The sequence below is a fragment of the Halolamina sp. C58 genome (genome assembly GCF_051195095.1).
GTDB lineage: Archaea > Halobacteriota > Halobacteria > Halobacteriales > Haloferacaceae > Halolamina.
In genome coordinates, this window is the sequence record NZ_JBNTJY010000001.1 from 816,016 (window position 1) to 836,167 (window position 20,152).

Consider the following 20,152-nt stretch of genomic DNA (forward strand, 5'->3'; position numbering starts at 1 on the left):
CGGGGCTGACGTGGCCGGGGGATGGTTCTCAGACATAGTCGGTCACCGCCGTAGTCAGCCGGTTCTCGGCCGCCGCGAGCGCCTCGCGATGGGCGTCGACAGCCGCAGCGTGGTCGTCGTGAGTGTCGCGCAGCCGGGTTAGCGAGTCCGCGACCGCCGCGGCAGCGGGGCCGCCGCGGGAGTCGCGCGCCGCGACGCTGCCGGCGGGCGAGAGCACGTCCGCGAGCGTCGCCTCGTCGACGTACGCCGAGAGCGACTCGTCGAGCACGCCCTCGGCCGCCGCCGCGAGCGCGTCGATCTGCTCATTCACCGTCGTGCCGTCGTCGATCTCGCTCGCCGCGTCGGCGACGAGCTCGTGGGCAGTGCGGAACGGGACGCCCGCGCTCGCGAGCGCGTCCGCGACGCCCGTCGCCGTCGAGAACCCCGTGCCGGCGTCGGCCGCGCAGGCCGCGGCGTCCCAGTCGGCGGTCGCGACGGCGCCGGCGGTGACCTCGGTGGCTTCGGTCACGATGTCGACGGCGTCCCACGCGTGGGGGGTGGCACGCTGGAGGTCGCGGTTGTACGCGCGGGGAAGCCCCTTCAGCGTCGTGAGCAGCCCGGTCAGGTCGCCGACGGCGTCGCCGGACACCGCGCGGACTAGCTCCAGCGAGTCGGGGTTCTTCTTCTGGGGCATGATCGAGGAGGTGGAGGCGTAGGCGTCGTCCAACTCGACGTGGCCGTCCTTCGATCCCTCGACCAGATCCGTCGCGAGCCCCGAGAGCGTCGCCGACAGCGCGGCGAACGCCGAACAGCCCTCGATCAGGAAGTCGCGGGCGGTGACGGCGTCGGCGCTGTTCTCGATCACGTCGTGGAAGCCGAGCAGTTCGGCCGTGCGCTCGCGGTCCACGTCGAACGTGGTGCCCGCAAAGGCCGCCGCGCCCAGCGGCGAGCGGTTCGTGCGCTCGTAGGCCGCGAGCAGGCGTTCCGTGTCACGGGCCACCGCGCCCGCGTACGACGCGAGCAGGTGGCCGACCGTGGTGGGCTGGGCGTACTGGCGGTGGGTGAAGCCGGGGACGACGGTGTCGGCCTCCGCGGCCGCCGCGTCGAGCAGGGCCGCGCGGAGGTCGAGCGACGCTTCGGCCGCGTCGAGCAGGTCCTCGCGGAAGCGGTAGCGGATGCAGGTCGCGACCTCGTCGTTGCGCGAGCGCGCGGTGTGCATCCGCTCGCCTGCGGGCCCGACCGCGGCGACGACCGCCGACTCGATCGCCTCGTGCACGTCTTCGCCCTCCGGGAGAGCGTCGTGGCCGGCGGTTTCGACCCCGTCGAGCGCGTCGAGGATCGCCGCGGCGTCGTCGCCGCCGACGATCCCCTGCTCGGCCAGCATCACGACGTGGGCGCGGTCGACCGCGAGGTCGGCCGCGAAGATGCGCTGGTCGGCGTCGAGACTCGACATGAACGAGCGCGCCGGCCCGTCCGCGAAGCGCTCGCGGCGGATCACGATCTCCGCGTCGTCGCTCGACTCTCCGGACATCTACTCCCCGCCGTCGGTCGAGAGCGTCGCTTTCTCCGCCTCGTCCTCCTTCTCGGCGGCCTCCTTCACTTGGTTCGCGAGGCGCTCCTGGAACCCGTGGTACTTCGCGACGCCGGTCGCGTCGGCCTGCTCGATCCCGTTGACGGTCTCGGTGTTGAACGAGGCGGCGTTCTCGGAGTAGACGCCGTACTCGGAGTCACGGGCGACCGGGCGCACGCCGCCGCCCTGCAGCTTGACCGTCACCGTGCCGGTGACTTTCTCCTGTGAGGCGTCGAGGTAGCCGTTCAGGCTCTCGGTCAGCGGCGAGAACACCAGCCCGCGGTAGGCCTGTTCGGCCCACTGCTGGTCGATCTGGGGTTTGAAGTCGCGCTCGGTCTTCGTGAACACGAACTGCTCCAGCGCCTCGTGGGCGGTCAGCAGCACCGTCGCGGCGGGGTGTTCGTAGTTCTCGCGCACCTTCAGCCCGAGCATGCGGTCCTCGAGCATGTCGGTGCGGCCGACGCCGTGGGCGCCCGCGAGCGCGTTGAGCTCCTCGATCAGGTCGACGGGGTCGAGCAGCTCGCCGTTCAGGCCGACGGGGTACCCCTCCTCGAACTCGATATCGACGAGCTCCTCGCCGCCGCTGGGGGTCTGGGTCCACTCGTAGATCTCCTCGCTGGGGACGTGGCTGGGGTCCTCGAGGTCACCACCTTCGACTGAACGGGACCAGAGGTTGGTGTCGATGCTCCAGGTCCCCTCGTTGCCGGCCTCGACGGGCAGGTCGCGCTCGGCGGCGTACTCGACCTCCCACTCGCGGGTCAGGCCGAGTTCGCGCACGGGCGCGACGACTTCGAGGTCCGAGCCGCGCCACACCGTCTCGAAACGGAGCTGGTCGTTCCCCTTCCCGGTGCAGCCGTGGGCGATCGCGTCGCAGTCCTCCGCTTCGGCGACTTCGAGGATCGCCTCGGCGATCACGGGACGGGCCAGCGCGGTGCCGAGCGGGTAGCCCTGATACGTGGCGTTGGCGCGCACCGAGTCGAAACAGAGCGAGGCGAACTCGGCTTTCGCGTCGACGACGTGGATCTCCAGCCCCAGCGCGTCGGCGGTTTCGCGGGCCTCCGCGAACTCGGCCTCGGGCTGGCCCACGTCGACGGTGACGGCCATCACTTCGTCGTAGCCGTACTCCTCTTTCAGTAGCGGGACACAGACGGTGGTGTCGAGTCCACCGCTGAACGCGAGTGCGACTTTCGTCATATCTACGTCTGATAGTCGCTACCCGATAAATACATCGCTTTAGAGTTTGTAAGAAAATGTGCGACGACACGCTAATCGAACGAAGAGGTGGAGAACATCGGCGAAACGGTGACGAGGGGGAGAGGTGGAGTTGGGCCTAAGCGGCCCGCGGCCGGAACGCGACCCGCCGCTGTCGGGAAGCGGCGACGGCGGTGGCGTCGGCGGCGTGCGTGCCGTCGACGGCGGTGGTCGCGTGAGTCACAGGCGTGAGATTGGGCCGGGGGTACAAAGCTGTTTCGCCGCCCGCAACGCCGGATACGTCTGCGTGGTCCGTTACTCCAGGTACGCCTCGGTCGCCCGCGCCAGCGCCGCGACGCCGGCCTCCAGTTCCGCCGGCGAACAGTGGCTGAAGGAGAGCCGCGCCGAGCGCGTCCCCCGGCCGTCCTCGACGAAGAAGCGTTCGCCGGGGAGGTACGTCACGCCCTCCTCGGCGGCCAGCGGCAACAGCGCCTCGGCGTCGACGCCCTCGGGGAGCGTGACCCAGAGGAAGAACCCACCCGCGGGCTCGGTCCACGACGACCCCGGCGGGAGGTGACGGTCGAGCGCGGCGAGCATCGCGTCGCGGCGAGTCTCGTAGCCCGCCAAGAGATCGTCCAGCGTCGGCTCGTAGTGGCCGGCGTCGAAGTAGCGGCCGAGCACGCTCTGGGTGAACGTGTTCGTGCCGCCGGCCAGCATGTCGCCGATCTGGTCGGCCAGCGTCTCGTCGGCGACGATCCAGCCCGTCCGGACGCCGGGCGCGATCGTCTTCGAGACGGTGCCGAGCCGGATCACACGACCCGCGTCGTCCAGCGCCGACAGCGGCGGCGGCGACTCGCCGGAGAAGCGGAGTTCGCCGTAGGCGTCGTCGGCGACGATCAGGAAGTCGTACTCGTCGGCGAGTTCGAGCACGCGCTCGCGGCGCTCGCGGGTGAGCGTCGCGCCCGTGGGGTTCTGAAACTCCGGGATCGTGTACAGCAGCTTCGGCGTCGGCTCGCCGGCGGCCTCGCGCGCCGCGAGCGTCGCTTCCAGCGCGTCGGGGTCGAGCCCGTTCTCGTCGATCTCGACGCCCGTGAGGGCGGCACCGTGGTTGTCGAGCACCGCGAGGCTCCAGACGAACGTCGGCGCCTCGACGAGCACCTCGTCGCCGGGGTCGAGAAACGTCGCGCAGACGGCGTCCAGCGCGTGGGTCGCGCCGTTGGTGAGCAGCAGTTCCTCGTGTGTGGCGTCGATCCCCTGCGTCTCCTCCCGGGCCAGCACCCCGTCGCGCAGGCGCTCGACGTACTCGCCGCCGCCGTACTGGAGCACGTCGGCGCCCTCCTCCTCGAGCACGGTCTCGGTGGCAGCCTCGAGTGCGGCGGTCGGGAACGAGTCGGGGTAGGGAAAGCCGTACGTCAGGGGGACCGCATCCTCGGCGTCCGGGGAGGCGCTGCTGCCGTACCCCTCCCGGTCGAGGCGTTCGCGCACCGTCGACGCGAACAGGTGGTCGAACCGCTCGTCGCGTGGCTCGGTCATGGCGGGAGTCGTCGCCGCCGGAAAATAAAGCCACCCGTGGCGGAAACGGGGGCCGGCTCAGCCGAGCAGCCCCACCACCCAGCGGACGATCTCCGAGCCCGCGAACAGCCCGCCCTACAGCCGGGAGAGCTCCCGGCCGGTCCACAGCGCAGCGACCATCGCCACCGAGACGGCGAACTCCGCGTAGGGGTGACGGCCCGGAGAACTATCCGCCTCCGGCTTCGACGAAGCAGTATGCTCGGTGACGGTTCCGGGAGTCGCTTGGTCGACTTTCCCGGGGACGAGGGCGCACACGAGGGGAGTCGGCGCGCGCATCTCGCGACCGCCGGAGTCAGCGGGGTCGCGCTGCTCGACGGCGTGGCCTGAGACAACGCGTGTGACTTTCTTTCACAGTTTCTCCGGCAAGAAGAGTTTTGCGTCGGTAGCACGACGCTCCGGTATGGACCGAACCACGCTGACGCGACGTGACGCCCTCCGAGTCGGCAGTGCGGCCGCGGTCGTCGGGCTCGCCGGCTGTTCCGGTGTGCTCGGCGGGAGCGCAACCGTCTACGGTCGGTGGACGCCCGAGCGGGAGGGCAGCGGGGCCGACCAGAGCGGCGAATCGATCCGAGCGATGGAGCCGGCCGCGTTGGCCGAGGGGCGCTTCGCGCTCGGGGATCGCTACGATCTGATGGCGGCCTTTCTCGAACCGCCGGTGCCGACGATGGAGTTCGGCGAGCTCGACGCCGTCTACTACAACGGGGGGTGGACCACCTCGCTGTACGGCGTCGAGGCGGAGTTCGATCAGTCCGCGATGGTCGACGCCTACCGACAGGAGCTCGACGCGGAGACGGTGAACAGCACGTACAGCGGCTACGAGCTCTACCGGGTCGACGCCACGCTCAGTTCCTACCTCGTCGGCGTCGCCGACGGCCGGATCGCCATCGCCGCGAACGGCGACCGCGACCGGGCGGCGATCGAGTCGCTGATCGACGCCCGCGAGGACGGTGCACGCCGGACGAGCAGCGACGGCCCGCTGGCCTCGCTCCAGTCCGCGGTCGGTCAGGAGTCCTACACCCAAATCTCGATGGGCGACGACGTGGGAATCCAAGTCGGCGAGACCACGCCCACGGCCGTCGCGATGGGGTTCAGCGTCAGCGACGCCGAGGAAGAGCTCGTCAGCCTCACCAGCGGGTTCGTCCTGCCCGAGACCGTCTCGGACCCCGAGGCGGCCGTCGAGGCGCGACTGAGCGCCGACGCGTCCGTCGGCGTGCTGAGCTACGCCGACCCCGAGATCAGCACGAACGCGGGCGTCGTCGTCGCGACGGAGGAACGGCCGGTCGAGGACGGGCTGTCGTTCTAACGCCCCGCGAACAGCTCGATACTGGTCCGGATCCCGCTCCGGAAGCAGTCGAGCGCGAGGTTCTCGTCGGGCGAGTGGTTGTTCTCGTCCGCGTTCGCGTACGGCACCGTCACGCAGGGCAGCCCCAGTTCGCGCTCGAACACCGCGGTCGGCAGTGAACCGCCGAGGGTCGGCTTCAGGATCGGCTCGGTCGGCCACGCGGCAGCGACGGCGGCCATCACCGGCTCGCGGATCGGATGGTCGAGCGGCGTCCGCTGGGGGTGCATCTGCCCCATCTTCGTCACCTCGACGTCGCAGACGCCGGTGGCGTGCTCGTGGACGTGGGCCTCGAACGCCTCGTAGATCGCGTCCGGGTCCTGATCCGCGACGAGGCGCATGTCCATCTTCAGCGTCGCCGTCGCGGGCAGGACGGTCTTGCTCCCCTCGCCGCCGTAGCCCGCGGTGAACCCACAGATGTTGCAGGTCGGGTAGTACAGCAGCTTCTCGAGGTAGCTCTCCCCGGGCCCCGCGGCGAAGGCGTCGATCCCGAGGTCCACTTTCACCGCCTCCGCGTCGAACGGCATCGCGTCGAGCGCCTCGCGGTCGCGCTCGTCGATCGGGCGCACGTCGTCGTAGAAGCCCTCGATCGTCACGCGTCCGGTCTCGTCCTTCAGCGACGCGACGATCCGGACCAGCTCCCACGCCGGGTTGGGGACCGGGCCGCCGTAGTTCCCGGAGTGGAGGTCGCGGTTCGGCCCCTGCACGTCGACTTGGACGTACTGCATCCCGCGGGCGCCCAGCAGGACGTGCGGGCGGCCGGACTCGTCGATCGGCCCGTCGGCGACGTACGCGAACTCCGCGTCGCCCAGCACGTCGGCGTACTCCCGGACCACCGCGTCGAGGTTGGGGCTGCCGCTCTCCTCCTCGCCCTCCAGCAGGAGCGTGACGTTCGTCGGCAGGCCGGTTGTCTCCCGGAGCGCCCGGACCGCACAGAGGTGGGCGAACCACTGCCCTTTGTTGTCGCCGGCGCCGCGGGCGTAGATGCGCTCGCGGCCGTCCGGGCCCTCGCGGATCGTCGGCTCGAACGGCGGCGTCGTCCACTCGTCGGGGTCGGCCGGCTGCACGTCGTAGTGGCCGTAGACGAACACCGTCGAGGGGCCGTCGACGGACTCGGCCGCCTCCGCCCGCGCGATCACCGCCGGCTGGCCCGGCGTCTCGACCCGCATCGCGTCGTCGAACCCGTACTGTTCGCAGAGCGCTTGGACCAGTTCCACGCAGTCGGCGACACCCTCCCCCGTCGCGCTGATCGACCGTTGGGCGAGCAGCGAGAACAGATCCTCGAGCTGTTCGTCCTCGCGGTCGTCGGCGAACCGCCTCGCCGCCTCGCTCATCCGCGCACACCCGTCATGTGACCGAGTGGCGCGGGGAGGGGGAAATCCCCATCGAACCCGGCGATCCGCGACCGTTCACTCCACCCGGCCCAGCGCGATCTCGCGGGCGGTGTCGTCGGGCCGGTCGGCCGTGAGTTCGATCGCTGCCACCCACTTGACGCTCTCCCAGCAGTCGCCGTCGCCGGTCGGGACCAGCCGCGCCGGCCCGCCGTGTTCCCGCGGCAGCGGTTCGCCGTCGAGTTCGAGCGCCAGCACGGCGCTCTCGAGCCGGTCGAGCGGGAAGGCACAGGCGTAGTCGCCGTCCATCGCGTGGACGAGCGCGAACCGACTCTCCGGCGTCGGGTCGACGCAGTCGAGCAGGTCGCCGACGCGGACGCCGCGCCACGACAGCCCCTCGGCGGTCCAGCCGGCTTCGCAGTCGAAGTCCTCGGCGAACGTCTCCGTCGGGAGAGCGGCGAGGTCGGCGGCGTCGAACGTCCGCGGTCGGTCGACCGAGCCACGAACCGCGAGCGCCCAGTCGTCGGTCTCGACCTCGTCGGGCACGTCGTGCTCGGGGAGCCCGCTCATCGGTCGACCCTCGTGGTAGTCATGGATCGAGCATCGGTCCCTGGGCACGAGCGTCTTGGGGCGAACATCTTCAGTTCCGAACTCGACTCGCGCCGGAGCGAGGACGACGGGGAGGTTGTCGTGACGGGAGGGACAGTTTCGAGAGTCGTCAGATTGGGCCGGCGCTCGCTCGTGCCATACCACAAGCTTATACCGGATACTGTTCATTTTCCCGCAGGGTTGTACAGATTGTGTTTACGCTCCTGACACGAGCAGCGTCGGAGGTGGCGTGATGCAGCTCACGGTCGGGGTGTGGCTCTCCACCGGGACGGCGCTGCTCACGGGACTGCTCGGCGCGTATCTGTTGGCCCGTCGAGACTCCGACGCCAGCCGTTGGCTCGCGGCGTTCAACGTCGCGGTCGCGGTGTGGACCGGAGGGAACGCCCTCCAGCTCGCGTCGACGACGTTGGCCGGAAAGGTCGTCTGGATCAACGTCCAGTACGTCGGGATCGCCCTGCTGCCGATCTCGATATTCGCGTTCGCCGTCGCGCTGGCCGGCGAGGACGACCGCATTCGGCGGTGGCATCTGGGGCTGCTCGCGGCGCCGCTTGCGGTGCTGGTCCTGCTCTCGTGGACCAACGCTGCCCACGGCCTCGTCCGGAGCAGCGTCGACCTCGTGGTCGTCGACGGGGCCGTCCGCATCGAACGGACGTTCGGTCCGGCGTTCTGGCTGGGCTGGGCGTACAGCAACCTCCTGAACCTCGTCGCGACGGGGCTCGTGCTCCGCACCGTCGTCTACGCCGACCGGATCATCGAACGGCGGGTGCTGGCGCTGCTGATCGGCCCGCTCGTCCCGTGGCTGGCGCAGTTCCTCTCCCTGATGGGCGCGATCTCGGTCGAGCCCGAGCTGTTCTTCTCGGTCACCGGGGCCGCGTTCGCCTACGCGGTGCTGACGTGGGACGCGATCGAGCCCACGCGGGGGCGGGACGCGGTGCTCGAACTGCTCGACGAGGGCGTCGTCGTGACGGCCGGCGATCGGGTCGTCGACCTCAACAGCGCTGCCAGACGGCTGCTCGCCCTCGGCGACGAGCCGGCCGTCGGCGAGCCGATCGCGGCCGTGCTCGACGAGCAGCCCGAACTCCTCGAACGGTTCCGGAGCGGCGACCCCGGCGAGGATCTCGTCGTCGACGCCGACGGAACCCGGCGACACTTGGACGTGCGGTTCGCCGCCTTCGACGACAACATCGGCAGCCCGGACCGCGTGATCGTGCTCGTGGACGTGACGACGCTCCGGGAGCGGGAGCGCGCCCTGGAGCGACAGAACGACCGACTGGAGTCGTTCGCCAGCATCGTCAGCCACGACCTCCGGAACCCGCTCAACGTCGCCCAAGGACGCGTCGAACTGGCTCGGGAGGCCCACGACAGCGAACACCTGACGATCGCCCAACGGGCTCACGAGCGCATGGCGACGCTGATCGACGACATCCTGACGCTCACGCGCGAAGGGCGGTCGGTCGAGTCCGTGGAGTCCGTCGATCTCGCCGAGGTCGCACGCGGGGCGTGGGAGGTCGTGGAGACCGACGGCGCGACGCTCGAAGTCGAGGACACCGGCACGGTCCGGGCCGACAGCAGTCGCCTGCGCCAACTGTTCGAGAACCTCTTCCGAAACTCGATCGAACACAACGACGGTGGGATCACCGTCCGCGTGGGACGGTCGGCGGACGGGTTCTACGTCGCCGACGACGGACGAGGCATCCCCGAGGGCGAGCGCGATCGCGTGTTCGAGGCGGGGTTCACGACCGGCGAGCACGGAACCGGGCTCGGGCTCAACATCGTCGAGGAGATCGTGACGGCACACGGCTGGACGATCAGGGCCCGAGCGCCCGACGACGGCGGGGTACGGTTCGATATCCGCGGCGTCAGTACAGCGCCGACTACCGACGCCGGAAACGCGTAACGGTCAGTCCGAGAGGTCGATCTCCTGAACGGCCATGATCCGATCGTCGGCCGTCAGCGCCGCCAGCGCGTCCTCGGGCACGTCGTCGTCGAGGCTGTACACCGTCAGCGCCTCGCCGCCGATCGTCTCGCGGGCGTTGTACATCCCGGCGATGTTGACGCCGTGCTCGCCGAGCACGGTGCCGATCAGGCCGATCACGCCCGGCGCGTCCTCGTTGCGCGCGACGAGCATGTGGCCGTGCGGGAGCGCGTCGACGCGGTAGCCGTCGATCGAGACCAGCCGCGGCTCCTCGCCCGTGAACAGCGTGCCCGACACCGCGAGCTCGTCGGTCCCGTCACCGACCGTCACCGTCAGCAGGCTCCGGAAGTCCTCGGAGGATCGGGTCTTGGTCTCGGTCACGTCGACGCCGCGTTCCTCGGCGACCCGGGGGGCGTTGACCGCGTTCACCTGCCACTCCAGCGGTGCAAAGGCTCCCTGGAGCGCGCTGGCGGTGACCAGCTCCACGTCCTCCTCGGCGATCTCGCCGGCGTAGCTCACCTCGACCGTCTCGATCCGGCCGTCGAACAGTTCGGCCGCGACGCGGCCGGCGGTCTCCGCGAGGCCGATGTACGGCTCGATCCGGGGGAACGCGCTCTCGTCGACCGAGGGGGCGTTGAGCGCGTTCATCACCGGCTCGCCGGCGAACGCGGCGAGCACCTGCTCGGCGGTCGCGACGGCGACGTGCTCCTGTGCCTCGGCGGTCGAGGCGCCGAGGTGGGGTGTCAGCACGATGTCCTCGACCTCCCGCAGGCGCGAGCCCTCGGGGAGCGGCTCGTCGGTGAACACGTCCAGCGCGGCGCCGGCGACGACGCCGTCCTCGACCGCGTCGGCCAGCGCCGCCTCGTCGACGACGCCGCCGCGGGCGACGTTGATCACGTAGCCGTCCTCCATCTGTGCGAGCTCCTCCTCGGCGATCAGCCCCTCGGTCTCGTCGGTCAGCGGGACGTGGACCGTGAGGAACTCCGCGCGCTCGATACACTCGTCGAGTTCGACCAGTTCGGCGCCGATCTGCTCGGCGCGCTCCTCGCTGATGTAGGGGTCGTACGCGACCAGCTCCATCCCCAGCGCGCCGAGGCGCTTGGCCGCCTCCTGCCCGACGCGGCCGAGGCCGACGATCCCGAGCGTCTTACCGTTGAGTTCGGTGCCGAGGAACTCCCCCTTCGCCCACGCGCCCTCGACCATGCGGCCGTGGGCCTGCGGGATCGAGCGCGCGGTCGCGAACGTCATTCCGACGGTGTGCTCCGCGGCCGCGCGGACGTTCCCCTCAGGCGCGTTGGCGACGATCACGCCGTGTTCGGTGGCGGCGTCGATGTCGATGTTGTCGACGCCGATCCCCGCGCGGCCGACGATCTGGAGGTCCGGCGCGGCCGCGAACAGCTCCTCGGTCACGTCCGTGCCGGAGCGGACGATCAGCGCGTCGGCGTCGGCGACGGCGTCGAGCAGCGTGGTTCCGGCTGCGTCGTAGGCGGTGACGACCTCGTGGCCCGCCTCCCGGAGGCGGTCGATCCCGGCGTCGGCGATCGGATCCGTGATGAGTACCTTCACGCCCCGAGTGAACCCGTCCCGGGGGTTAACGCTTTCTCCAGCGTGCCAGCAACACCCACGATAAATACACATGAATGTGGGTACATAGGCTGTCAAGTCACGGCCGATACGCAGAAACGTCCACAGGGAAACACCGATTACCCCCGAAGCCGCAGTACGCCCGTGACTCTCGTCGCGTTCGACTTCGACGGCACGCTCTCCGAGGCGGAGATGCTGGTGGCACTGGGTGAACGGTACGGCGTCGCCGAGGCGATCGGCGACATCACCGCCCGCGCGATGCGCGGGGAGCTCTCCTACGCCGAGAGCCTCCGCGAGCGCGCGGCGATGCTCGACGGGCTGCCCGAACACGAGGCCGCGGCGGCGTACGAGGAGACGACGCTCCGTCCCGGCGCAGCCGACGTGCTCGACCGACTGCACGACGCCGGCCACACGACCGCGATCCTCACCGGCGGGTTCACGCCCGGCGTCGAGGCGGCGCTGGAGCGCGACGGCGCGGGCGTCGACCGGATCGTCGCGAACGACCTCCCGACCGCGGACGGCGAACTGACCGGCGAGGTGACGGGACCGCTGATCGAGGGGACCAAAGACGACGCGCTCGACGATCTCTGTGCGGAGTACGGGGTCGATCGCGCGAACACCGTCGCGGTCGGCGACGGCGCGAACGATCTGCCGATGCTGAAGGCGGCCGGGCACGCGGTCGGGTTCGAGCCGAAGGACGCGGTCGAACCGCACTGCGACGACGTGGTGACGACGATGGACGCGCTCGCGGGGCTGTTCGAGCGCACAGGGCTGCTCGACTGATCGCTCAGTCGCGCAGTTCGGACTCCGCGGTCTCGATCCCCGCCTCGGTGTCGACGTCGACGCCGACCTGCTCGAACGCCTCGCCGATCGCCCGAATCCCCCGGAGCAGTTGGTCGCTCGTGAGGTTCCCCATGTTGCTCACCCGGAAGATCTCGCCGCCGAGGTGGGCCTGCCCGCCCGAGATCGACACGCCGCGCTCCCCCACGGCGTCGAAGAACGCGCCGCTGTCTTCCTCGCGAGCACCTTCGGGCAGTTCGATCGCCGTCAGCGTGTTGGAGTAGTCGCTCTCGGCGTTCAGCTCGGGGAACGACTCCAGTCCCATCGCCCACATCGCCTCGCGGAACGCGGTCGACTGACGGCGGTGGCGCTCGATCCGACCTTCCATCCCCTCGGCCTCGATCTCCTCGACGGCGACCGCGAGCCCGCGGAACAGCGGCACCGCGCTGGTGAAGGGGGTCTGGTGCTGGCTCGCCTTCCGGCTGTGCCAGTCGAGGTCCTCGTAGAACGGTGCGCCCTCGCCGTCGACGTGCGCGTCGACGCCGTCGGCGACGTACAGTGCGGAGATCCCCGGCGGCGCCGCGAGCGCCTTCTGCCCGTCGGTGACCGCGATGTCGACCCCCCAGTCGTCGATCCGGAACTCGTCGCCGCCGATCGAGGTGACGCCGTCGACGACGTAGCGGGCGCCGTGATCCGCGGCGATCTCGCCGATCTCCGCCACGGGGTTGAGCAGCCCCGTGCTCGTCTCGTTGTGGACGACCGTGACAACCTCGGTGTCGTCGGTCACCGCCTCGGCGACGGTGTCGACGTCGATCGGATCGCCCCAGTCGAACTCCACCGGCGTCACCTCGCAGTGGCGGTCGGCGATGCGCTTGAACCGCCGGCCGAACTTCCCGTTGACGACCGCGACGAGCTCGTCCTCGGCGTCGACGAGGTTCGCGACGGCGGCCTCCATCCCCATCGTCGCCGTCCCGTTGAGGATCAGCGCCTCGCCGCCCCGGGCGGCCCGGGTCTCGTCGGGCGTCGAGCGCTCGAACACGTACTCCAGCCCGTCCTGTGCGCGCTCGTACACCGCCTCGAACGCCGCAGAGCGGTGGGAGACCATCGGCTCGCTCATCGCCTCGCGCGCCTCGGCGCTCATCGGTACCGGCCCGGGGTTGAGAAGCAGGAAGTCCTCTCGCATGTGTGTGGTTAGTTCGCGCCAGGGGTGTTAAGCCCGCCGCCGGCGGCAGCCGTGTTACCACGCACCGAACGCGGCGCCGTCAGGATCGAACGGCCCGCTGGAGGGCGATCTCGCCGAGCGTCTCCGCGCGACTGGTGGTCCGGACCACGCTGTCGAGCGCGCGGGTGAGCAGGATGCCGTCCGACGGCGCCTCGGCCGCCACCGTTCGGCGAAGCTCTCGCGCCGCTTGCGCGGCGCCGTCGGCCCGGCGCAGCACCTCGTACGCCGTCGCGGTCGACCCGCCGTCGACGACCGCGTCGGCCGCCATCTCGACGGCCTCGCGGGCGTCGTCACCGACGGCCCGAACGTCGGCAGCGAGGTCGGTGGATTCGACCGGTCCGGACCGCCGAGCGGCGTGAGCGATCTCGGCGGCGTCGGTCCCGACCCGTTCGAGTTCGCGCGCCGCGCGGTACTGCGCGAACAGCTGCGGGCGCGTGGCGTCGAGGCGGTCGAGCGCCGCGAACAGCACCATCGCACGGCTGCACTGGCGCTCGACCAGCCGGGCGAGCCGGTCCGTCTCCTGGGTCCGATCGCCGATCGACCGCGGCTCGGCTGTCGCGCCCGCGAGCGTGCCCATCGCCGCGTCGTGCATCGATACGGCGACGAACCGGAGCTGCCCGACCGACCGACGGACGGTGAGGTCGCTGTCGTCCAGCAGCCACCGGACTTCGACGGCGTCCTCGGACTCCTCGGTCACGTCGACGCCCACGAGCGTCCGGGCCCGCGCGGTGATCGCCTCCCGCTGGGCCGCCGAGACGCCGCGGAAGGTGATGCGGTCGAACCCCGCGGTGTAGGCGGCGTCGAGCGTCCGGTCCACGGCCGTCCCGGCGTCGCCGACCTCGACGTCGACCCCGCCGAGGGCGGTCTCCTCGCGCTCGCCCCACCGGACGATCAGCGAGCCGTCGCGGTGGGTGTAGAGGTACGCGGTCTCGCCGGCCTCAACGCCGTGCTCCTCGGCCCAGGAGATGGGGATCGAGACGGTGTACGTCCCGCCGCCGACCCGCTGGATCTTTCTGGTCTCCATCAGCCGAACTTCCCGGTGATGTAGTCCTCGACCCGCTGGCTCTGCGGGTGCTCGAAGATCTGGTCGGTCTCGCCGTACTCGACGAGCTGGCCCCCCGTGAGGAACACGGCGGTCTGGTCGCTGATCCGGGCGGCCTGCTGCATGTTGTGGGTGACGACGACGACCGAGTAGTCCTGTGCGAGCTCCTCGATCAGGTCCTCGATCTTCGCGGTCGCGATGGGGTCCAGCGCGCTCGCGGGCTCGTCCATCAGGATCACGTCGGGGTCGACCGCGAGACAGCGCGCGATGCAGAGGCGCTGTTGCTGCCCGCCGGAGAGCCCGAGCGCGTTGTCGTCGAGGCGGTCCGCGACCTCCTCCCAGAGCGCGGCGCGCCGGAGTGCACGCTCGACGAGTTCGCGCTCCGCCTCGGTGTCGTCGCGGCCGAGCAGCCGGGCCAACAGGCCGGTGTCGAGGTCGCCGTGTTTCCGCGGGCCGTAGGAGATGTTGTCCGCGATCGATTTCGGGAACGGGTTCGGCTCCTGAAACACCATGCCGACGCGCTTGCGGAGCTCCACGAGGTTCACCCCGTCGCTGTATATCTCCTCGCCGTCGAGCGTCACGGAGCCGTCGACGCGTGCGCTGCTGATCCGGTCGTTCATGCGGTTCAGGCAGCGCAGGAACGTCGACTTCCCACAGCCCGACGGCCCGATGAGCGCGGTCACGGACTCGTCTGGGATCTCCAACGAGACGCTCTGGAGCGCCCGCTCGTCGCCGTAGTACACGTCGAGTTCCTCGACGGCGAGCTTCGCGTCGCCGGCGAACTCGTACTCCGTCCACGCTTCGCGGACCTCCTCGCTGGTCTCGCCGGTGGTCGTCAGTTCCTGTTCGGTGCCGTCGCGTGTGTCTGTCTCACTCATGTAGTTTCCTCCGGAAGTAGAGTCGACTGCCGACGCCGACGGCGTAGAGACCGACGACGACCAGCAGCAGGACGAGCGCGGTGCCCCAGCCGAACTCGGTGTTGGTGAAGATCTCCTTGGGGAACACCCCAGCCGTGATCGTCGAGTAGAGCTGGTACGGCAGGGCGCTCGCGGGGGAGAGCAGCGCCTCGTTCGTCACGAACGGGGGCTGCGTGCTGAGCCGGAAGCTGCCGAGGACGTTCGGGAAGCTACTGGGGTACGGCGCCCCGCCGAACACCAGCAGCAGCGGGGCGGTCTCGCCCGCGATCCGGCCGACGCCGAGGATGACGCCGGTGATGGTGCCCGGCATCGCCGCCGGGAGCACGACGCTCCTGATCGTCTGCCACTTCGTCACGCCGAGGGCGGCGCTGGCGTCGCGGTGGGCGTCGGGCACCGCGAGGATCGCCTCGCGACTCGTGATCAGCACCAGCGGCAGCAGCATGAAGCCGAGCACCAACTGGCCGACCAGGATCGAGTTCCCGCCGCTGATCCGGGGGACGAGAAACGCCAGCCCGAACAGCCCGAACACGATGCTCGGCGTGCTCCAGAGCCCGTTGGTCGCGATCTCGACCACCTGCGTGAACCGCCCGCGCTCGGCGTACTCCGTCAGGAACACGGCGGCGCCGATCCCCAGCGGGACCGCGAACGTGATCGCGCCGAAAACGAGCCAGAGCGTCCCGATCAGCGCGGGCAGGACGCCCGGAATCTCGACGAACAGCCCGCCCGTTTGGTTCAGCAGGAACGGGAACTCGGGCCACGGGAGCCGTGCGCCGACGACCGGGAGCGTGAGCCGGCCGCCGGCGAGGCTCGCACCCGTGAGCATCGTCGCCAGCCCGTTGGTGACGATGAACGCGACGAGCAGCGCGAGCACGCCCAGCATCCCGAACACGACCGAGCCGATGAGGTAGTACGCCCCCGTCTGTCGCCCCTCGGCGCCGAACCCCGCCTTCGCTTTCCCGGCGCTCCAGGCGCCGAGCAGCGTCCCGAACACGACGAGGATCGGGACGAGTTCGCTCCCCGGGAACTCCGCCGAGGACCACGCCGGCGACCACGTCCAGCCGGCGTTGATGCCGCCGACGGCGACGAAGCCGCCGAGCAGGATCAGTATCCCCGCGACGGGGAGCGTCGAGCCGACGTCCTCGCTGGGCAGCACCGACGCGAGGAAGCCGCCGAGCCCGGCGACGGCGGCGACCGGGAGCCACAACGCGGCGTCGTTCCCGAGCACGAGCGTGCCGGCGAGGCCGCCGACGATCGCCCACAGCAGCCCGAACACGACGCCGACGGTGACGCCGGCCGTCGACGACGGCGCGGTGTCGACGTAGTCGAACCGCGAGCCGACGCCGAGGACAGCGAGGCCGACGCCGACGACGACGAGGCCGACCCCGAGCAGCTTCAGCACGCCCAGCCCGGCGACGGTCGCCGTCTCGTCGGCCCACTGGAGCAACAGTATCCACGACGCGAGGAACGTCAGCACCGCGACGCCGATGATCCCCATCGACACGAGGTCGCCGACCGTCGAGTCCGCCCCCGCGAGTCGGTCCCGTTCGACGTTGCTCATCGCTCACCTCCGAGCTTCTGGTGCATCCGCCACTCGACGTACTGCGAGGTGACGCTCAGCAGCATCACCATCACGAACAGCACCACGCCGGCCGCGAACAGCGCGCTCATGTGGACGCCGCTGGCGTTGCCGCCCTCGAACGCGATGACCGTCGTGAGCGTCTCGCCGTAGCGCGAGAACACGTCGAACACCGGCGAGGGGAACCCCTTCGTGTGGGTGAGCATCACCGTCGCGGCCATCGTCTCGCCCATCGCGCGGCCGACGCCGAGCAGGACGCCCGCCGAGACCCCCGACAGCCCCGCGGGGATAGTGACGCTCTTGGTCGTCTGCCACTGCGTCGACCCCATCGCGAGCGCGCCGCTTTTGATCTCCTCGGGCACCGCGTTCAGCGCGTCCTCGGCGACGGTGACCACCGTCGGCAGCGCCATGATGCCGATCATCAGCCCGGCCGCGAAGTACGTCCCGATGGTCGGGGTGCCGAACTCGGCGTAGAAGTACTGGTTCACGATCGTGAGGCCGATGAACCCGTAGGTGATCGACGGAATGCCGGCCATCAGCTCGATGCCCGGTTTGACCACCTCGCGGATGCGGCCGGGTGCGATCTCGCTCACGAACACCGCGCCGGCGACGCCGATCGGCGCCGCGATCAGCGTCGCGACGAGGGTCGTGATCGCGGTGCCGAGCATCATCGGCGTGAGCGACCAGACGCCGCCGCGGCCCCAGAGCCCCTGCCCGAGCGTCGGGTTCTCCATCGCGGGGTTGCGGACCTGCGTGAACAGATCCACCCCCATCGCCCGGACGGCAGGGATCGATTCGTACAGCAGGAACGCGACGATCAGCGTCAGTATCGAGACCGTGACGACGGTCGTGAGGAACGTCAGCGCCTTGGCGGCCTCCGCCTGATAGCGGAGCCAGCCGACGCCCATCGTGCCGAGGAACGCCAGAACCGCGAGCACCGTCCAGCGTGAGCCGGCGAGGAACAGCAGGAACGTCAGGAGCACCGACGCGATCACGAGGCCGTGCATCGCGATCGCGCCGTCCTCGGTCCGCGATCGGTAGTCCCGTGCCCACTGTCTCGTTTTTTCGACGCGCCGGACGGCGGCTGCGCGGAGCCGCGTCGGTACCTCTCGTGCTGGCGGAAGTAGCTGCGTCATGAGTGCATCATTGATAAATCAGGGAGGGCCGACCGGGCGGGGCGCAGCGTTACTCGTAGTTCGACGCCGCGACTTTCTCGCGCTGGGTTTCGAGCCGGTCGCTGGGGAGCTTGAAGTAGTTGTTCCCGGCGACGAAGATCTCCTGTCCGAAGTCGCTCAGACAGAAGTTGATGAAGGCGGCCTCCTTGCGGGAGGTGTCCTCGTACGTGTAGGCGTGGAGGTCTCGCGACAGCGGGTAGTCCTGTGCGCCGAGGTTCTTGCCGTACTCGTACAGGGTGCCGTCGATCTCGAGGCCGATCGGCGGCGTGCCGCCGTCCTCGTCGACGAACGCCAGCGCGATGTAGGCGATCGCGTTGTCGGCCTGCCCGACGGCCTGCTGGAGCTGCTGGTTCTGCCCGAAGCGCTGATCGGGGCTGATCGGCTCGTCGGGGTCGCCGTACACGTTGTTCCGGAACGCGGTGTCGGTGCCCGACCCCTCCGCACGGCCGAGCGCGAGGATCTCGCGGTCGGGACCGCCGACCTCGTTCCAGTTGGTGATCTCGCCCTTGTAGATGCCGCGCAGCTCGTCGATGGTGATCGACTCGACGCCCGCGTCCGCGATCTCGGGGCTGACGACGATCGGCTGGCCGTCGACGCCGACGACGTGGTCGACGAAGTCGTCGAGCCCCTCGGCGTCCTCGCCGAGTTCGGACGCCGCCGAGGAGCTGGCGTCGCCGATGTCGACGCGACCCTCCATCACGCCCTCGATCCCGGTGCCGGAGTGGCTCAGCGCGATGCTGACCCGGAACGGCGGCACCGAGCGCTGCTCGGTCGCCTCGTAGCCGTACTGGCTCGCGAAGTAGTCCGCCAGCCGCATGTCGGTGCCGTACTCGTCGGCCCACTCCTGAGGCCAGTAGTCCTCGTCGCCCGCCTCGGGGTTGGAGTTCCAGTAGCTCGACGCGGTGTTCGTGATCGGGAACACCGTCGAGGAGCCGTCGCCGGTCAGAACCGTCGTGTCCAGCCCGTTCGAGCTTCCCGAGCCGGACCCGCCGGAGCCGCCGGCGTCGGTGTCGGTCCCGCTGCCGCCGGAACAGCCGGCGATCCCTGCCACGCCCGCGACGCCGGTCGCCGCGATGAATTTCCGCCGCGATACTCGTCCTGCCTCCGGGTCGGGTGCCATCACCTGTGTCGGGGGGGAGGACGAGTAAAGCGGTTTATAATAGGGGTATTTGGCACTACAATAACCCTACAGTGCTCCGTTCTGTTGTCGTGGTATACACCCCCACAGTGACCGCTATATACTTCTCCCGACTGCTCTGCAGCCCGGCGGCTCCCCACCCCCGGCGGCTACCGCGACAGCGAGAACGACCGCTCGACCGTCTCGTACCCCTGTGCCGCCAGCGCGGCGTCGCGGTAGCGCCGCGCGACGAGCTGCTGGGGGAGCCGTCGGAGGCCGAACTTCCGGTCGGACCCCACCTCGACGGTGATCCCGGTGCCGCCCTCGACGGGCTCGATCCACGCGGTGTAGCTCCCCCACGGCTGCCCGTCGACCGTCACCGTCAGCTCCACGCGGTCGGGCTCGCTGACCGCCTCGACGACCTCGCTGTCGACGCGCATCTCGACGGTTCGCAGCCCGAACAGGTAGGAGATGTCGAACGCGGCGCCGCCGTCGGCGGCCCGAACGTCGTCCGCGATCCCCCACTGGAGCGCCAGCGGCGGCGGCGTGGCGCCGGCGAACGCCTCCCGGACCGACTCCGGGCTCGCATCGGTTCGCAGGCGGGCGCGGCCGCCCGAGCGGAACACGGGCGCTCGTGCCAGCGCGACGAGGGCGACGATGGGGACCAGCGCCCACAGCGGCGGGAGATAGAGGAACGCCGCCGCGCCGGCGATCCCGATCCCGAGCGCGACGGCGCCGCTGACCAGCCGTTCGACGCGGAGGTAGCGCCGCGCGACCGCGGTCGCGTCCCGGGGGACCTCGATGTCGTCGGTCACGGTCCCCGCGTGTGCGGCCGTCGCCCTCAGCGTTGCGGTCGCCGGTAGAGCGAAGTTCCGCGGGAGCCAACGACCGACCATGACTGTCGTGGCGTTTCTCTCCGTGGCACCGGCGACAGAGGAGTCGATGGGCCCCGAAGTCGCGAAAGCCGTCGCCGCGCTCGAGTCGTTCGACGTGTCCTACGAGACCACGCCGATGGGGACCACCATCGAGGCCGACGAGATCGGCGAGCTGTTCGCGGCCGCACAGGCCGCCCACGAGGCCGTCGACGGCGATCGCGTGAGCACGTTCCTGAAGATCGACGACAAACGGACCAGCGACGCCGACGCGGCGTCGAAAGTCGCGTCCGTGGAGGACGCGCTGGGCCGGGCGGCCCGGAGCGATGGGTCGAGCGAGAGGGACTGAAAACCCCTTTAC

Annotated in this window: 17 protein-coding genes; 4 read left to right on the top strand and 13 right to left on the bottom strand. The window is 70.3% G+C overall.

Annotation, left to right across the window (positions count from 1 at the left end; translation table 11 throughout):
* Positions 1–28: 28 nt before the first annotated feature.
* The 3 genes from argH to ACQUSM_RS04305 form a co-directional block, all read right to left on the bottom strand.
* On the bottom strand, positions 29–1,510 hold the full coding sequence (gene argH / locus ACQUSM_RS04295; protein WP_435116081.1) for an argininosuccinate lyase: 1,482 nt from the start codon (positions 1,508–1,510) through the stop codon (positions 29–31).
* A complete protein-coding gene (locus tag ACQUSM_RS04300) occupies positions 1,511–2,743 on the bottom strand; it encodes an argininosuccinate synthase (RefSeq protein WP_435116083.1) in 1,233 nt (410 codons plus the stop codon). It lies immediately after the preceding gene.
* Positions 2,744–3,055: 312 nt separating this feature from the next.
* The gene (locus tag ACQUSM_RS04305) at positions 3,056–4,273 is read right to left on the bottom strand and encodes a PLP-dependent aminotransferase family protein (RefSeq protein WP_435116085.1); all 1,218 of its coding nucleotides are present in this window, start codon (positions 4,271–4,273) and stop codon (positions 3,056–3,058) included.
* A gap of 439 nt (positions 4,274–4,712) precedes the next feature.
* Here ACQUSM_RS04305 and ACQUSM_RS04310 point away from each other — a divergent pair, with 439 nt between their 5' ends.
* Positions 4,713–5,615, top strand: coding sequence for a hypothetical protein (locus tag ACQUSM_RS04310; RefSeq protein WP_435116087.1), 903 nt, complete (start codon positions 4,713–4,715; stop codon positions 5,613–5,615).
* Here ACQUSM_RS04310 and ACQUSM_RS04315 read toward each other — a convergent pair.
* Both ACQUSM_RS04315 and ACQUSM_RS04320 read right to left on the bottom strand, forming a co-directional pair.
* Positions 5,612–6,985, bottom strand: coding sequence for a M20/M25/M40 family metallo-hydrolase (locus ACQUSM_RS04315; RefSeq protein WP_435116089.1), 1,374 nt, complete (start codon positions 6,983–6,985; stop codon positions 5,612–5,614). The two genes, ACQUSM_RS04310 and ACQUSM_RS04315, sit on opposite strands and share 4 nt — an antisense overlap.
* Positions 6,986–7,060: 75 nt before the next feature.
* A complete protein-coding gene (locus ACQUSM_RS04320; RefSeq protein ID WP_435116091.1) occupies positions 7,061–7,552 on the bottom strand; it encodes a molybdopterin-dependent oxidoreductase in 492 nt (163 codons plus the stop codon).
* 271 nt (positions 7,553–7,823) lie between these two features.
* Between ACQUSM_RS04320 and ACQUSM_RS04325 the strand changes: the two genes are divergently transcribed.
* The gene (locus ACQUSM_RS04325) at positions 7,824–9,488 is read left to right on the top strand and encodes a sensor histidine kinase (RefSeq protein ID WP_435116093.1); all 1,665 of its coding nucleotides are present in this window, start codon (positions 7,824–7,826) and stop codon (positions 9,486–9,488) included.
* 3 nt (positions 9,489–9,491) lie between these two features.
* Here the strand turns inward: ACQUSM_RS04325 and serA are convergent, their stop codons facing one another.
* The gene (gene serA / locus ACQUSM_RS04330) at positions 9,492–11,072 is read right to left on the bottom strand and encodes a phosphoglycerate dehydrogenase (RefSeq protein WP_435116095.1); all 1,581 of its coding nucleotides are present in this window, start codon (positions 11,070–11,072) and stop codon (positions 9,492–9,494) included.
* Positions 11,073–11,234: 162 nt separating this feature from the next.
* Between serA and serB the strand changes: the two genes are divergently transcribed.
* Positions 11,235–11,873, top strand: a complete 639-nt coding sequence (gene serB / locus ACQUSM_RS04335; RefSeq protein WP_435116097.1) for a phosphoserine phosphatase SerB — start codon at positions 11,235–11,237, stop codon at positions 11,871–11,873.
* A gap of 4 nt (positions 11,874–11,877) precedes the next feature.
* On the opposite strand, the gene ACQUSM_RS04340 is transcribed toward serB, so the two are convergent.
* The 7 genes from ACQUSM_RS04340 to ACQUSM_RS04370 all read right to left on the bottom strand — a co-directional run bounded on the left by ACQUSM_RS04340 (position 11,878) and on the right by ACQUSM_RS04370 (position 19,734).
* Positions 11,878–13,053, bottom strand: coding sequence for a pyridoxal-phosphate-dependent aminotransferase family protein (locus ACQUSM_RS04340; RefSeq protein ID WP_435116099.1), 1,176 nt, complete (start codon positions 13,051–13,053; stop codon positions 11,878–11,880).
* Between the two features lie 79 nt (positions 13,054–13,132).
* A complete protein-coding gene (locus ACQUSM_RS04345; RefSeq protein ID WP_435116101.1) occupies positions 13,133–14,116 on the bottom strand; it encodes an AbrB/MazE/SpoVT family DNA-binding domain-containing protein in 984 nt (327 codons plus the stop codon).
* A complete protein-coding gene (pstB, locus tag ACQUSM_RS04350; protein ID WP_435116103.1) occupies positions 14,116–15,012 on the bottom strand; it encodes a phosphate ABC transporter ATP-binding protein PstB in 897 nt (298 codons plus the stop codon). The genes ACQUSM_RS04345 and pstB overlap by 1 nt, the downstream gene beginning before the upstream one ends.
* Positions 15,005–16,609, bottom strand: coding sequence for a phosphate ABC transporter permease PstA (gene pstA / locus ACQUSM_RS04355; RefSeq protein WP_435116105.1), 1,605 nt, complete (start codon positions 16,607–16,609; stop codon positions 15,005–15,007). Before pstA ends, pstB begins: the two co-directional genes overlap by 8 nt.
* Positions 16,606–17,763 (bottom strand): phosphate ABC transporter permease subunit PstC, encoded by a 1,158-nt coding sequence (gene pstC, locus ACQUSM_RS04360; protein ID WP_435116107.1) that lies wholly within the window; start codon positions 17,761–17,763, stop codon positions 16,606–16,608. The genes pstA and pstC overlap by 4 nt, the downstream gene beginning before the upstream one ends.
* 49 nt (positions 17,764–17,812) lie before the next feature.
* Positions 17,813–18,922 (bottom strand): substrate-binding domain-containing protein, encoded by a 1,110-nt coding sequence (locus ACQUSM_RS04365; RefSeq protein ID WP_435116109.1) that lies wholly within the window; start codon positions 18,920–18,922, stop codon positions 17,813–17,815.
* Positions 18,923–19,089: 167 nt separating this feature from the next.
* Positions 19,090–19,734, bottom strand: a complete 645-nt coding sequence (locus ACQUSM_RS04370; protein WP_435116111.1) for a hypothetical protein — start codon at positions 19,732–19,734, stop codon at positions 19,090–19,092.
* 79 nt (positions 19,735–19,813) lie between these two features.
* Here ACQUSM_RS04370 and ACQUSM_RS04375 point away from each other — a divergent pair, with 79 nt between their 5' ends.
* On the top strand, positions 19,814–20,140 hold the full coding sequence (locus ACQUSM_RS04375; RefSeq protein WP_435116113.1) for a thiamine-binding protein: 327 nt from the start codon (positions 19,814–19,816) through the stop codon (positions 20,138–20,140).
* The last annotated feature ends 12 nt before the right edge of the window (positions 20,141–20,152 follow it).